The sequence below is a fragment of the Qipengyuania xiamenensis genome (assembly GCF_019711495.1).
Taxonomy (GTDB): Bacteria; Pseudomonadota; Alphaproteobacteria; order Sphingomonadales; family Sphingomonadaceae; genus Qipengyuania; species Qipengyuania xiamenensis.
On record NZ_JAIGNM010000001.1, the window covers coordinates 799,892 to 813,771 of the forward strand.

Sequence of the window (13,880 nt, forward strand, 5' to 3'; positions counted from 1 at the left end):
GAAGCTATGCCCACCTCATGACCGACACTGTCTTCGTCCTCAACGGACCCAACCTCAACCTGCTCGGCACGCGCGAGCCGGAGATCTACGGCAGCGCAACGCTTGCCGATATCGAGGCGGACCTTCGCGGGCAGGCCGATACCCTCGGGCTTGCGATCGACTTTCGCCAGACCAATCACGAAGGCGAACTGGTCGACTGGCTCCACGAGGCGCAGCGCGAAGGCGCGAAGGCGGTCCTGCTTAATGCTGCGGCCTATACCCACACCTCGATCGCACTGCTCGATGCTTGTCGGGCGATCACGGTTCCGGTCATCGAAGTCCACCTCTCCGACCCCACCACCCGCGAGGATTTCCGCCATGTTTCCTATGTCGGCATGGCGGCCGCCGATTGCGTGCAGGGCTTGGGCGCGCGCAGCTATGCCGTAGCGTTGGACAAGGCGGCGGCTCTCTAAAAGCGTCCCCTCCCCCTTGTCTTGGCGCGCCAGCCAGAGCATAGGCGCCTGCAATAACTGACAAGGGACCATTCATGGCCGAACGTAAAGGTAGCGCCGGTAAATCCGGTATGAACGTCGACACCTCGCTCGTGCGCGAGCTGGCAGAGATGCTTGGCGACACAGGGCTAACCGAAATCGAAGTCGAGGACGGCGAACGCAAGATCCGCGTTTCGCGCGGTGGTGGCGTGGCAATGGCCGCAGCGCCCGCACCGATGGCAGCTCCCGCTCCGGCAGCTGCGGCGCCTGCGGCAGCACCCGCAGCCGAAAGCGCTCCGGCAGAGGCCGATACCGCAGGTGCGATCAAGTCGCCGATGGTCGGCACCGTCTACCTCGCCCCTGAACCGGGTGCGTCGGACTTCGTGAAGGTCGGCGACAGCGTGAAGGAAGGCCAGACCCTCCTGATCGTCGAAGCCATGAAGGTGATGAACCCGATCGCCGCCGACAAGGCAGGTACGGTCAAGTCGATCCTGGTCGAGAACGCCCAGCCGGTCGAATTCGACCAGCCGCTCGTCGTCATCGGGTAAGCCATGACGATTTCGCGTATCCTCATCGCCAACCGCGGCGAAATCGCGCTGCGTATCCACCGAGCAGCCCATGAAATGGGCATCGAAACGGTAGCGGTGCACTCCACCGCCGATGCCGACGCGATGCACGTCCGCCTTGCAGACCACGCCGTCTGCATCGGCCCGCCGGCTGCGGCTGACAGCTATCTCAACATCGCCAACATCATCTCGGCTGCCGAAGTCAGCCATGCCGATGCGATCCACCCGGGCTATGGCTTCCTTTCGGAAAACGCCAAGTTCGCCGAGATCGTGGAAGCGCACGACATCAAGTGGATCGGCCCCAAGCCCGAACATATCCGCACGATGGGCGACAAGGTTGAGGCCAAGAAAACCGCGGGCGCACTGGGCCTGCCGCTCGTCCCCGGCTCGGACGGTGCGGTAAACACGGTCGAGGAAGCTCGGGCGATTGCTGACGAGATCGGCTATCCGGTCATCATCAAGGCAGCCAGCGGCGGCGGTGGTCGCGGGATGAAGGTCTGCGAAAGCGAAGACCAGCTCGAAACGCTGATGAAGCAGGCCGGCAGCGAGGCGAAGGCCGCTTTCGGCGATGCCACCGTCTATATCGAGAAATATCTCGGCGATCCGCGCCACATCGAATTTCAGGTCTTCGGCGACGGTGAAGGCAATGCCATCCACCTCGGCGAACGCGACTGCTCGCTCCAGCGCCGCCACCAGAAGGTGCTCGAGGAAGCGCCCTCCCCGGTTCTGGGCGAGGAAGACCGCATGCGCATGGGCGAAGTCTGCGCCAAGGCGATGCGCGACATGGCCTATCGCGGTGCGGGCACGATCGAGTTCCTGTGGGAAAACGGCGAGTTCTACTTCATCGAAATGAACACCCGCCTGCAGGTCGAACACCCGGTCACCGAAGCCATCACCGGCGTCGACCTGGTGCGCGAACAGATCCGCATTGCGGCGGGCCACCCGCTGTCGGTCGCGCAGGAAGACATCGAGTTCAAGGGCCACGCGATCGAGTGCCGCATCAATGCGGAAGACCCGTTCACTTTCGCGCCGAGTCCCGGCAAGATCACGCATTACCATCCCGCGGGCGGCATGCATGTGCGCGTCGATAGCGGGCTTTATGCCGGCTATTCGATCCCGCCCTATTACGACAGCATGATCGCCAAGCTGATCGTCTATGGCCGCAACCGCGAAGGCTGCATGATGCGCCTCAAGCGCGCACTGGAGGAAATGGTGGTCGAAGGCGTGAAGACTTCGATCCCGCTGCATCAAGCGCTGCTGGAGCAGGACGACGTGAAGAGCGGCGACTATTCAATCAAGTGGCTCGAAGAGTGGCTGAAGACGCGCGAGGGGTGAGGCTCGTTCTTGCTCATGTCGCTGACCTCAATGTGTGGGTGAACGACTGACACCGATCGCCTAGTCGATCGTCCACGAACCATTGGAACCGTCTGTTCCGGGATCGGGCCGCGCGAGGTCCGGCCACCCGTATTTCTGCCAAGCCGCAACCAGCCCGATCTTTTCTGCGAAGTCCTTGAAGCCCGGGTGCATGCGGAATTCCCGTGCACGATTCCACGGCATCCAGGCTTCGCTAACCAGTGATATCCAGTTGGCGGGTGATCTATGTTCGAGGTAGAGCCGGAAATAGCTTTCGGCGCTCCTTTCACACACCAGCCCGGACAACATTGGATAGTTGATTGGTTGGGACTTGGTGCGCGCGGCATTCAGGATGAATGTCTCGACCAAATCCTGAGCTTGCGGATCGTCAAAGTATCTGGCTCGAAAGAGGACTTCCCATTGTTCCTTTGACCTCAATTGCGAGGCAAACCTTTCGCCAACCGCCTCGTAATTTTGCATGATCATATTAAACGCCAAATCTGGCTCGCCCTGCATCGCCTTTATTTCTGCCGAATAGAAAACACTCCCTGCGAACCCGGCCTCTTGCGCCCGGTGAAACATCGCTTCAGCCAATTCAAACTCGGAAAGGCCGAGATAGCATTGGCCTGCGCAATAGGAGATTCGACCAGACAGCGGTTCAAGATCAAGGGCATCCAGAACATGCGGCAATCCAGCAGAGAACCTGCCAATTGCCATGCTCTTGTAAGCCTTCGCGAATACGGACTCGGGATTGCTCTCTATCGTTTCGCTCGTCTTCTCATAGTAGCCGACGAAATCTGTCCCATCCCACTGGGAATAGGCGATAACATGTTTTGCAGTCAGTGATTGAGGATCGATTTCAAGGGCGCGAGTGGCTGCCCTTGCTGCAGCTTCGTAATATCCGTGTTCATCGGGCACAGTGATGATCTGTGGCACCTGCGCCTGGGCAAAGGCCGTCAATTCCCACGCCTTCAGGAAGCCGGGGTCGAGCTCCACTGCAGCTTGCAAAAGCTCGAGCGCGCGCGACACCGTATCGTCACCCCAATACTTGTTCAGAAGTGCGCGAGCTCGGAGGAAAAGGTCATAAGCCTCCTTGTTGTCCGTCAGCTTCTCGGCGAGGCGCTGATCCGTGCCCCGGCCGAGCAGGGTTTCCAGCTTGCCGACAATCGCCAGGGAGATCTGGTCCTGCAGATCGAAAACATCGTCGAGCGTTCCATCATATTTTTCCGACCAGAGGTGAAAGCCGTCCGAGGCGCGAACGAGCTGCGCGGTTATGCGGACCCTCTCGCCCTGCTTGCGGACGGAACCTTCGAGGACATTGCCAACATTCAGTACCCTGCCGATTTCGCGAATATCTACGTTCTTGCCCTTGAACGCGAAAGATGAGGTCCTTCCCGCCACGAGGAGGCCCGGCACGTTGGCCAGAGCATTGAGAACCTCTTCCGCCATTCCATCGGAGAAATATTCCTGCTCGGGGTCGGAGGACATATTTGCAAAGGGAAGAACCGCAATCGAAGCTGAAGTCGGACTAACCTGCCGGACAGAAGCTGCGCCATTCGGGACCGATCGCGAGCCGCCGATCGATGAGGCCAGTTCGTCGATCGCGCGATGGGAAGGACCACCATCCCATCCGTGAAAGTTCACCGCGTGAATTTGCCGGAACCCCAGCGGCGGAAGCGAGCCGTCGAGCGACAAGGGCAAGAGCTTTCCCTGTCCGCGTGCAAAATCCGCTTCATCTCGAACCCAGTGCGACCCGAGCGAACGTTCGGACCACGCTACGACGACAACATCGGCAGCCTGCAATTCTTGCTCGATCACCATGCTGAATTCCGACCCGGCAGCAATCTCTCGATCCCACCAAACCGAATAGCCTCTAGCTTCTAGAGCGCCCGCAAGTTTCTCGATCGTGTCGCGGTCGCCGTGAGCGTATGATATGAAGATATCGGCCAAGGACCCTCCAAACATGCGACGCGGCAATCGTTAACACGTTGGATGGATTTGTGCAGCAGATTAGTACTTTGCTTCACGGTGTCGGGTTTGCACAGCGATCATGGGCTCGGTCGAACTCAAACTCCGCAGCTTTTGCCTGCGCGATTACCTCTTTCCTGGTTTCTTGCCGATGATCTCTGCCCGAGCGACACCAGTCAGTCCGCTCAGAGCGGGACGCCCGGCTCATTCTTGCTGGTGCGGATAGTCAGCGAGGTCTTCACGCTGGCCACATTGGGCGCAGGCGTGAGCTTGCTGGTGAGGAATTCCTGGAAGCTCTGCAGGTCGCGGCTGACGATCTTGATGATGAAGTCGATCTCGCCGTTAAGCATGTGAACTTCGCGCACTTCGGGAAGGTCGCGCATCGCATCTTCGAATTCGCGCAGCGCGTCTTCTGCCTGGCTCTTGAGGCTCACCATGGCGAAAACGGTGATCGAGAAGCCCAGCTTCGACGGATCGAGTTCGGCATGATAGCCGCGAATGACGCCCTCTTCTTCGAGCGCGCGCACACGGCGCAGGCACGGGGGTGCAGTCAGCCCGACGCGATGCGCCAGTTCGACGTTGGTAATCCTGCCTTCGTCCTGCAATTCGCCGAGCAGGCGACGATCGATATCGTCGAGATTGGCCATCGTTGTGTCTTCCTCATAAACGCGCGTAATCGCGCGATGGGCCAAGGCTTGCGGTGCGCACATATGAAATGTTGAAAAGGCGCAACCAACCGATTGGCTAACATTATTATCTTTGCCAGCAATTGTCCCACATTGCAACGCAGCAGAATCCAGCGATGGTCAATGCGCACTTAACCATGCTCATTGTCCAAGGGTGAATGTGCCTGTGGCATGCCTGATTCTGCGAATTTCCGCCCTTGAAGGACTAATTACGAATGCACTTCGACGACCGCCTCGCCACGGTGCTGCGCATCCGCGCAGCCAGCGAGCGTGCCGCGAAGACACAGTTCCGCCAGCTCATCGACCTGTTGGGCGAGCGTCCGCAGGCCGGCGACAAGGCGCTGAAAGCAGCCTCCTACCTTCGCCTGATCGCGCTGGGCGAGATGATTTCGGTCGTCGACAGGGCGAAGATGGTCGGCGAAAGCGGCTGGCGCTTCCGCAATCCCGAACTTGTGAAATGGTTCGGTGAGGCGCATCCGCAGATTGCCGCAGCCGCGCTTTACCGTGCACAGCTGACCGCGGCGGAATGGGAAGAGATCATTCCCAAGCTGCCGATCCGGGCACGCGGCTTCCTGCGCCACCGCAAGGACCTGCCGGTGGAGGCCGAACGCATTCTCGACCGCTTGGGCGTAAGCGACCGCGCCCTGCCCGAACCCGAACCTTTCGAGCTGATCGACGAAATCGCGCCGCCCGAACCGGAGGCAGAAACACCCGAGCCCGACGCCGAGCCCGCGGTAGAAGCCGAACCGGCCGAGCCTGCACCGCGCACTGCCCCCGGCAAGGATGACGTACGCGCGCTGGTCGACCGGATCGAGACCTTCCGCAAGGCCCGCAGCGGTGAGACATCGCGAACAGAGGCACCGCGCCTGCCGCTTGGAGAGGCTGTCGACGAGGAAGCGAAAGAGCCGCTCGGCCACTTCCTCTTCGCCGCCGATTCGGAAGGCCGGGTAAACTGGGCCGAAGAACGGATCGCATCGATGGTGGTCGGCATCGATCTCGCCGCGCTGGGCTCGGACACGATCGCAGCGGCCATCCAGCGCCGCCAGCCGCTCGACGCTTCGCGCGTCACCCTGCGCGGGGCGACACGGATCGAAGGCGACTGGATAGTCGATGCCGCACCGCGCTTCACCCGCGGCGAAGGCCGGTTCTTCGGCTATGTCGGCCGCTTTCGCCGCGCCGTCAGCGACGAGGCCGACCGGCGCGAGGCGGAAGCCGACCGCCTGCGCCAGCTGCTTCACGAGCTGCGCACGCCGGTCAACGCGATGCAGGGTTATGCCGAGATCATCCAGCAGCAGATGATCGGCCCCGTCCCGCACGAATACCGCTCGCTGGCCGCGACCATTGCGGGGGATTCCGCACATATCCTCGCCGGCTTCGACGAGCTCGACCGCCTCGCAAAGCTGGAAGTCGGCGCGCTAGATCTCGAGAGCGGCGAGGCCGATTTTGCGGCCATCGTTCGCAAGCAGGTCAGCCAGCTCCAGACCGTCCTTAGTCCTCGTGTCGCGCGCTTCGACGCAAAGCTCGGCGAAGGCCGCGCACCGCTCGCCCTCGCCCAGTCGGAAGCGGAAATGCTGTGCTGGCGCCTGCTCGCCACGATTGCAGGCGCAGTCGCTGCCGGAGAGACAGTGGCGCTCCAGCTGGTCACGGAAGGCGACCAGGTCGAACTCGCCACGAGCCTGCCCGCATCCTTGCGCGAAGCAGAGAACATCTTCGCGGTCGAGACCCGGCCCGCCGGCGGTGCGCTGAGCGCTGGCATTTTCGGCGCCGGCTTCTCGCTGCGCCTTGCCCGGGCCGAGGCACGGGTTGCAGGCGGTGAACTCGTGCGCGTGGGCGACCGGCTGGTGCTCTCGCTGCCGCTTCTCACCGCCCAGGACGCCGCTTTCAGCCCGGAAAACGCATCAGGCTGAGCAATGCGGCATCTCGCCGCTTGCCCTCGCGCCATGGCGAGGCTAGGCGGCAGCTTCGCCGGACGGATGGCGGGGGCCCGTAGCTCAGTTGGTTAGAGCTGGCCGCTCATAACGGCTAGGTCGCGGGTTCGAGTCCTGCCGGGCCTACCAACCGTCGGGTCCGGTAATATATCGACGTCAAGTCGGGGAGTGGCGCAGCCTGGTAGCGCACCTGTTTTGGGTACAGGGGGTCGCTGGTTCGAATCCAGTCTCCCCGACCACGTCGATATTAGTGTGAGGAGCAAGACCTGACCTCCACGGCCAATCCCGCAGCAATCGACAAGCGCGCAATATGGGCGATCGCCCTGCCCGCAATGGTCACCAACGTCGCCACGGCTATGATCGGCATAGGCGACATGTGGATCGTCGGCCAGCTTGGCGATGCGCCGACGCAGGGCGCGGTCGACGTGGGCGCGAGGCTTTTCGCCGTGCTGTTCACCGTCATGAACTTCCTCAAGACCGGCACCACGGGGCTGGTCGCGCAGGCCGGCACTCGCAGCGGTTTGTCCGAGCAGGCCGCCGTGCTGCTGCGCGGATTGCTGGTCGGACTGGCAATCGCCGCCCTGCTCATCCTTGCCAAGCCGGTCCTGCTGCCGCTGCTGCTCGATGCGCTGGGTGCCGAGGGCGAGGTGCGCAGCGCTGCAGGTGTCTACGCGGATATCCGCTACTGGAGCGCGCCGGCCGTCATGGCGAATTTTGCCGCCATCGGTTTCCTCGTCGGGCAGCGGCGAATGAAGACCGTGCTGGTGATCGAGGTCGCTTACAACCTCCTCAATGTCGGGCTTGGCCTGTGGTTCGTCCTCGGCCTCGACTGGGGTATCGCGGGGATCGGCTGGTCGAGCTTCATCGCCGAGTACGCCAAGCTTGTCGCCGTGGCAGCGCTGCTTCTAGGCGGTGTTTCCGGCAAGGCGCTGGTGGACCGCGCGCGGCAGGGCGGCATTGCCCGCTTCTCCGAATTGCGCCCCTTCCTCTCGGTCAATCGCGACCTCTTCCTGCGCACGGTAATCCTGATGATCGCGCTGGCCGGGCTCACACGCCTTTCGGCAGAACGCGGAGCAGTGGTGCTCGCGGCGAACGGGATCATCTACCAGCTGTTCGTCTTCACCGCGCTGCTGCTCGACGGGTTCGAGAACGCAGCGCAAGTCCTCAATGGCGAGCGTGCGGGCGCAGACGATCGCAAGGGCTTCGCCGCCTATGTGCGCGCGATCATGCTGCGCGGGATGGCGACGGCGGGGCTAGTCGCGATCGGCTTCGCCATACTTGCCGACCCGATCCTCGCCAGCTTCGCAGCCACCGACGACGTGCGCGAGGTCGCGCAGGAGCTCGGGCCCTGGCTCATCGTGATCCCCTTTGCAGGCGTGGCAGGCTTCGTCTTCGACGGCGTCTTCGTGGGCGCAAGCTGGACCCGCGCATTGCTGCTTACGATGCTCGGCGCCTTCGCGATCTATGCCCTTGCCCTGTGGCTGACATGGCCGATGGGCAATCACGGCTTGTGGTTGTCGTTCACAGCCTTTCTAATCGCCCGCGCCGGACTACAGCTGGCATTCATGCCGCGCCTCCTATCCCGGATGGCGTAACAGGGGGACACATCGCGGCGCCATGCGTTGCACAGCCAAGGAGCCGACTGCAGTCCCGTGACCCCTCAATCGATCGCCCTCAACCGTTTCGGCCTCGGCTATCGCCGCGGAGACGCGCTGCCGCAGGATCCGCGCGGCTGGCTCAAGCGCCAGATTGCCGATTACGAACCCTCTCCCAAGGCGCTGGCCGGGAGGGCAGTCGATGGTGAAGAGGTCGCGCGCGTAATTGCCGATACCGCCGATTTTCGCGCCATGCGCAACGCTGCTCGCGAAGACGCCGACGATCCCGAAGCCGCGGCGATGATGAGCAAGGAGCGCCAGCAGGATGTGAGGCGCAGCCTGGTCGCAGACATCGCACTACGCGGCAGGCTGGCACTTGAGAGCGATACGCCCTTCATGGAGCGCATAGTCCATTTCTGGTCGAACCATTTCGCGGTATCGACGGACAAGGCGCAGGTCCCCTTGCTCGTCGGGCCGTATGAATTCGGCGCTATCCGGCCGCACGTTACCGGTTATTTCGGCGACCTGCTCAAGGCTGCCTCGCTGCATTCGGCGATGCTGGTCTATCTCGACCAGTGGCAGTCGCAGGGCCCCAACAGCCGGGCGGCAGCAATGCGCGAACGCCGCGGCCGGCCCGAGAGGGGCCTGAACGAAAACCTCGGTCGCGAAATCCTCGAGCTCCACACGCTGGGGGTCGATGGCGGCTATACGCAGGAAGACGTGAAGGAACTGGCACGCGCGCTGACCGGCTGGACGATGCAGGGCCTTCCTGCCGCTGCCCGCGCCACGCCGCAGTCCGGCGGCGCGGCATTCTTCGACTACATCCACGAGCCCGGTATGCGAACTATCATGGGCCGCAGCTACCGCGACACGGGCGCAGGCCAGGCCCTCGATATACTCGACGACCTTGCGGTCCATCCGTCGACCGCGCGCTTCATTGCGACCAAGCTCGCACGCCACTTTGCAGGCGACGCGCCGCCCGAAAGCCTCATCGACAGGCTGGCGAAGGCCTTTGCGGAAAGCGGCGGGCATCTGCCCAAGGTTTACGAAGCGCTGATCGATGCACCCGAGACGTGGGCCGAACAGCCGGTCAAGTTCCGCCAGCCCTGGGAATGGGCGGTCGGCCTGCTGCGTGCCGGAGGCGAGATGAAACTGGCAGACCGCCAGTTCGCCATCATGCTGCGCGAGCTTGGCCAGCAGGCGTGGCAGCCGGGCTCTCCTGCCGGATGGGACGACCGCGAGGCGACCTGGGCCGGAGCCAATGCCCTCTATCGCAGGGTCGAGGCGGCCGAACGCGTCGCCGATCTCTTGCGGCTGGAGGATGTCCGCGACCTTGCCGAGGCAATGTTCCCCGGCTCGCTGTCGGACACGACCCGCCAGTCGGTACGCTGGGCAGAAAGCAACGAGATGGGCTTCGCGCTCCTGCTCGTTTCACCCGAGATGATGAGGAGGTGAGCATGATCGACAGACGGACAATGCTTGCCGGAAGCGCCGCCCTTGCTGCGGCATCGCTCGGTCCGCGTATGGCTTTTGCCCGGACCGCTGGCGAGAAGCGCCTGCTGGTCCTCGTGATGCGCGGGGCGACCGACGGTCTTGCCCTTGCCGCACCGCTTGCCGATCCCGCGTTCCGTACCGCACGGGCGAAATGGCTCGACACCTATGCCGATGCGCCGAAGCTGGACGGCACATTCGCGCTGCATCCGGCACTCGCAGAGACGGGCCGCCTCTATGGCGCCGGCGATGCCCTGCTGGTCCATGCGGTGGCGACAAGCTATCGCGAGCGTTCGCATTTCGATGCGCAGAACCTGCTCGAGACCGGCGGCATTCGGCCGTTCGAGAGGCGGGACGGCTTCCTCAACCGCTTCCTCGGCCTGCTGGAAGGGAGCGAAAGCCCGGCCATTGCGCTGGCCTCGGCCCTGCCGCTGGCGCTGCGCGGTTCGAACCCTGCTTCCACTTACGCACCGACGACGCTGCCCAAGGCCAGCGAAGCGCTACTCGACCGGCTACCCGATCTCTATGCCGGCGATCCGCAGCTGGCCGGTCTGTGGCAACAGGCACGCCAGACGGAGGCGATTGCCGATGCGTCCGACATGGATTCGCTCGGCCGGGCACGCGATGCCGGAACGCTCGCTGCGCGCATGCTGGCCGACCCGCAAGGTGCACGCGTCGTGATGATGGACCTGGCCGGATGGGACAGTCACGCCAACCAGCTTGGTATGCTGCAGCGCCGCCTCACCCAGTTCGATGGCCTGATGGAAGCATTCCGCACCGGAATAGGTCCTGTCTGGGACGATACGCTGGTTCTGGTGGTGACCGAGTTCGGCCGGACCGTGGCGATCAACGGCACCAACGGCACCGATCACGGTACCGGCAGCGCTGCGCTGCTGCTTGGCGGCGCCGTCAGGGGAGGCCGCGTGATGGCCGACTGGCCGGGCCTTGCTCCTGCGCAGCTTTACGAAGGGCGCGACCTCAAGCCGACCATGTCGCTTGAAGCGCTTACCTCGGGCGCGCTGGCAAGCCACTTCGGACTGGATGCCGAAAGGGTCATGCGCTCGCTCTATCCCGGCCGGACGGATCGCCCGACAGAGGGTCTGATCGCCTAGGCTTACGCCCGCTTCTGGTTGTTCGCAGTCGGGATCGGTGTGACGCTGGCTTTCGCGCGGCGCTGGTCGCCATCGCGCAGGGTGCGGTTGCGTCCCTCTTCCTTGGCCCTGTAGAGTGCCGCGTCGGTACGGGCGAAGAGCTTGCCATAGCCTTCGCCTTCCTTGCGCCCGGCCACACCGAAGCTTGCCGTAAGGCGGTGGTCTTCGGGCATGCCGTCGACCTGTGCCGCGCCGAACTTCTTGCGGATGCGTTCCGCCATCGCGACGGCTGCATCGCCTTCGCAGTTCCAGGCAAGGACGCAGAATTCCTCGCCGCCGATGCGCCCGGCGATGTCGGTGTCGCGGATCGTATCTTCGATTACCCGGCCGAAAGCCGCGATCGCCTTGTCGCCGACCTGGTGTCCCCAGACGTCGTTGACCGACTTGAAGTGGTCGATATCGGCGACGACGAGCGAGACCGGAATGCCTTCCTGCTTCGCCTTCTCGATCTGTGCGACGACGTCCTGCTCGAACGCGCGGCGCGTCCTCAGTCCGGTGAGCATGTCCATTTCGGCGCGCTCGCGCACTGCCCTGATCTGGTCGTAGACGCAGGCGCCGACCAGAACCATCGCCGCAACAAGCGAAATCAGCGAAAGCGACAGGTTCACGACCGAATAGTAGATCGATTCCCGATAGGAATCCGCCGCAATCGAGGATTCGGCCAGCAGCGTCAGCACGGGGCGGATCAGGAACTGCGCAGCCAGCAGGGCCTGTACGGCGATGATCAGCTTGTCGATCGCTTCGCGCTGATGTGCACCGAGCAGCGTCATCACGCCGATCAGGTACATGGCCCCATAGCCGGTGTTGACGATAATCAGGCGCGGAGCGATGTCGGTCGAGAGGACCACGGCGATTGCCAGCGTAGTCGCGGAAAGGCCGTAAATGGTCAGTTGCACGCCCAGATAGGGCGGCTGGCCCACACGCATCGCGAGGCCCCACAGGGCGCTGACGGTCGATAGCGTGTAGAAGAACTGGGTTACATGAAAGATGTAGAGGGTGCTGGTGTCGAGCAGGTGCGTTGCCGCGAACCCGATGCAGAAAAACAGGTAGGACGCGGCGAAAGCGAGCACGTAATTGCCCATCTTCCCGCGGTTCCACATCACCAGGAACACGAGCATGAAGACCACCGCCATGGTGGGCGTGATCAAGCCGATAATCTGTTCTCTCATGGTTCCGCCCCGAACCTCCTTTGCCCCCTATTAGGCAGAGAAGGTTAACGGGTACTTAGGGTGTCGCGCGGTTACAAGTCCCGCCCGCGCTATGTGTTCTTACTATTGCAAACCAGTCACATATGTAACGGGTTCATTCCGCGTCGGGCATCAAGACCGGCTCTTCGCGGTTGGCAAGCACGCCCACGACGGCGGTCCAGACGGCCACATTCTGGCGCAGCTGGACGGGATCGATCTTGTCCAGCGTATCGTCCGCCGTGTGATGCAGGTCGAAATAGCGCGTGCCGTCCTGCTGCAGGTCGATCAACGGACCGCCCTGCTCGCGTACAAGGTTGAGATCCGCACCGCCGCTCGCAACGATGCGGCTTGGCGCAACGCCGAAGCGGCCGACCGCAGCGGCCAGATCGCGGTAAAGTGCCGGATCGCTGGCGGTGAAGTTGCTTTCAAGGCGCCAGATGCGGTCGGCACCGAAATCGCTTTCGAGGCCGACATAGACCGGGTCGTCGAGATGGGCTTCGGCATAGGCCTTCGAACCCCAGAGGCCGGTCTCCTCAGCCCCTGCGAAGAGGAGACGGATCGTGCGCAGCGGCTGGCCTTCTGCTGCCACGTGCTTGGCTGCTGCCGCAATAATGCCGCAGCCCGCGCCATCGTCGATCGCGCCGGTACCGAGGTCCCAGCTGTCGAGGTGGCAGGCGAGCAGCACGGGGGGAAGCGAAGGATCGCGTCCGACGATCTCGCCCACGACATTGCCGCTGCGCGTCGTGCCGAGATCGCGCGGGGTCATGACCAGCTTCATGCGGATCGGCTGGCCATCTGCGCGCTCGAACATGCGCTCGAGATTGTCGGCATCGGGATTGGACAGCGCGCCTGCCGGGGTCGGTGTCACTCCATCGGCAAAGGTCGTGGTACCGGTGTGCGGAACGCGGTGGCTGTCGGTGCCGACCGAGCGGATCACCGTGGCCAGCGCGCCCTTGCTAGCTGCCAGCGACGGCGCGGTCCAGCGTGCGGGCCCTGCGAAACCGTAGTGCGAGCCATCCTGTGCCGCGCGCATGTCGTGGCTGACGAAGGCGATCTTGCCGTCAAGACTGCCGTCTTCAGCGGCCACGAGATCGGCATAGCTCGCGAAATAGACCACTTCGGCCTCGATCCCGTCGGGTCCGGTGGACGTCGTAGTCGAGAGCGCGGTGATCGCCATCGGCTGCGCGAAAGGCGCGGTCACCTCGGCGGTTTCGATTCCGCGAACCCAGGTCGGCATGTCGAAAGGCTCGTCGGCGATATTGGCAAAGCCGTTGACGCGCAGCCATTCCATCGCCCAGACCCGCCCGCGCGCTTCCTGCTCGGTGCCCGGCATACGCGGACCGACCTCGGTGGTGATCCCTTCGACGAAATCCCAGGCGATCGTGTCGCTTTCGAGCGCATCGTCGGCGCGGTCGGCGTAGGCAGGGACGGAAAGCGAAAGCGCGGCGAGCGCGAGGAGCGACTTGTTCATGGCGGCGCTTGCTA

The 13,880-nt window shown here is 63.3% G+C and carries 11 protein-coding genes and 2 tRNA genes; 9 read left to right on the forward strand and 4 right to left on the reverse strand.

All coding sequences use genetic code 11. The annotated features are described in order from the left end of the window. Window positions 1-17 precede the first annotated feature (17 nt). From K3165_RS03995 to accC, 3 genes are all read left to right on the forward strand, one after another. On the forward strand, window positions 18-452 hold the full coding sequence (locus tag K3165_RS03995; protein ID WP_221547517.1) for a type II 3-dehydroquinate dehydratase: 435 nt from the start codon (window positions 18-20) through the stop codon (window positions 450-452). Window positions 453-526: 74 nt separating this feature from the next. Continuing rightward, window positions 527-1,018 carry an acetyl-CoA carboxylase biotin carboxyl carrier protein gene (gene accB / locus K3165_RS04000; RefSeq protein WP_221547518.1) on the forward strand — a complete coding sequence of 164 codons (492 nt, stop codon included), beginning with the start codon at window positions 527-529 and terminating at the stop codon, window positions 1,016-1,018. A gap of 3 nt (window positions 1,019-1,021) precedes the next feature. Then, complete coding sequence (accC, locus tag K3165_RS04005) at window positions 1,022-2,371, forward strand: acetyl-CoA carboxylase biotin carboxylase subunit (protein ID WP_221547519.1); 1,350 nt, start codon at window positions 1,022-1,024, stop codon at window positions 2,369-2,371. A 60-nt stretch (window positions 2,372-2,431) separates the two neighbouring features. On the opposite strand, the gene K3165_RS04010 is transcribed toward accC, so the two are convergent. Then, the gene (locus K3165_RS04010; RefSeq protein ID WP_221547520.1) at window positions 2,432-4,339 is read right to left on the reverse strand and encodes a TIR domain-containing protein; all 1,908 of its coding nucleotides are present in this window, start codon (window positions 4,337-4,339) and stop codon (window positions 2,432-2,434) included. Window positions 4,340-4,542: 203 nt separating this feature from the next. Beyond that, window positions 4,543-5,004, reverse strand: coding sequence for an Lrp/AsnC family transcriptional regulator (locus K3165_RS04015; RefSeq protein WP_221432201.1), 462 nt, complete (start codon window positions 5,002-5,004; stop codon window positions 4,543-4,545). A gap of 254 nt (window positions 5,005-5,258) precedes the next feature. Between K3165_RS04015 and K3165_RS04020 the strand changes: the two genes are divergently transcribed. The 6 genes from K3165_RS04020 (at window position 5,259) to K3165_RS04045 (ending at window position 11,169) form a co-directional block, all read left to right on the forward strand. Then, a complete protein-coding gene (locus K3165_RS04020) occupies window positions 5,259-6,950 on the forward strand; it encodes a histidine kinase dimerization/phospho-acceptor domain-containing protein (RefSeq protein WP_221547521.1) in 1,692 nt (563 codons plus the stop codon). Window positions 6,951-7,023: 73 nt separating this feature from the next. Beyond that, window positions 7,024-7,100, forward strand: a tRNA-Ile gene (locus tag K3165_RS04025). Window positions 7,101-7,133: 33 nt separating this feature from the next. Then, window positions 7,134-7,210: transfer RNA gene (locus tag K3165_RS04030), tRNA-Pro, on the forward strand. Between the two features lie 93 nt (window positions 7,211-7,303). Then, on the forward strand, window positions 7,304-8,566 hold the full coding sequence (locus K3165_RS04035) for an MATE family efflux transporter (protein ID WP_221547522.1): 1,263 nt from the start codon (window positions 7,304-7,306) through the stop codon (window positions 8,564-8,566). A gap of 57 nt (window positions 8,567-8,623) precedes the next feature. Beyond that, window positions 8,624-10,021 carry a DUF1800 domain-containing protein gene (locus tag K3165_RS04040; protein ID WP_221547523.1) on the forward strand — a complete coding sequence of 466 codons (1,398 nt, stop codon included), beginning with the start codon at window positions 8,624-8,626 and terminating at the stop codon, window positions 10,019-10,021. Between the two features lie 2 nt (window positions 10,022-10,023). Then, complete coding sequence (locus K3165_RS04045; protein WP_221547524.1) at window positions 10,024-11,169, forward strand: DUF1501 domain-containing protein; 1,146 nt, start codon at window positions 10,024-10,026, stop codon at window positions 11,167-11,169. Window positions 11,170-11,171: 2 nt separating this feature from the next. Here the strand turns inward: K3165_RS04045 and K3165_RS04050 are convergent, their stop codons facing one another. Together K3165_RS04050 and K3165_RS04055 are read right to left on the reverse strand one after the other, a co-directional pair. Then, window positions 11,172-12,377, reverse strand: a complete 1,206-nt coding sequence (locus K3165_RS04050; RefSeq protein ID WP_221547525.1) for a GGDEF domain-containing protein — start codon at window positions 12,375-12,377, stop codon at window positions 11,172-11,174. 133 nt (window positions 12,378-12,510) lie between these two features. Further along, window positions 12,511-13,866, reverse strand: coding sequence for a M20/M25/M40 family metallo-hydrolase (locus K3165_RS04055; RefSeq protein ID WP_221547526.1), 1,356 nt, complete (start codon window positions 13,864-13,866; stop codon window positions 12,511-12,513). Window positions 13,867-13,880: the final 14 nt, after the last annotated feature.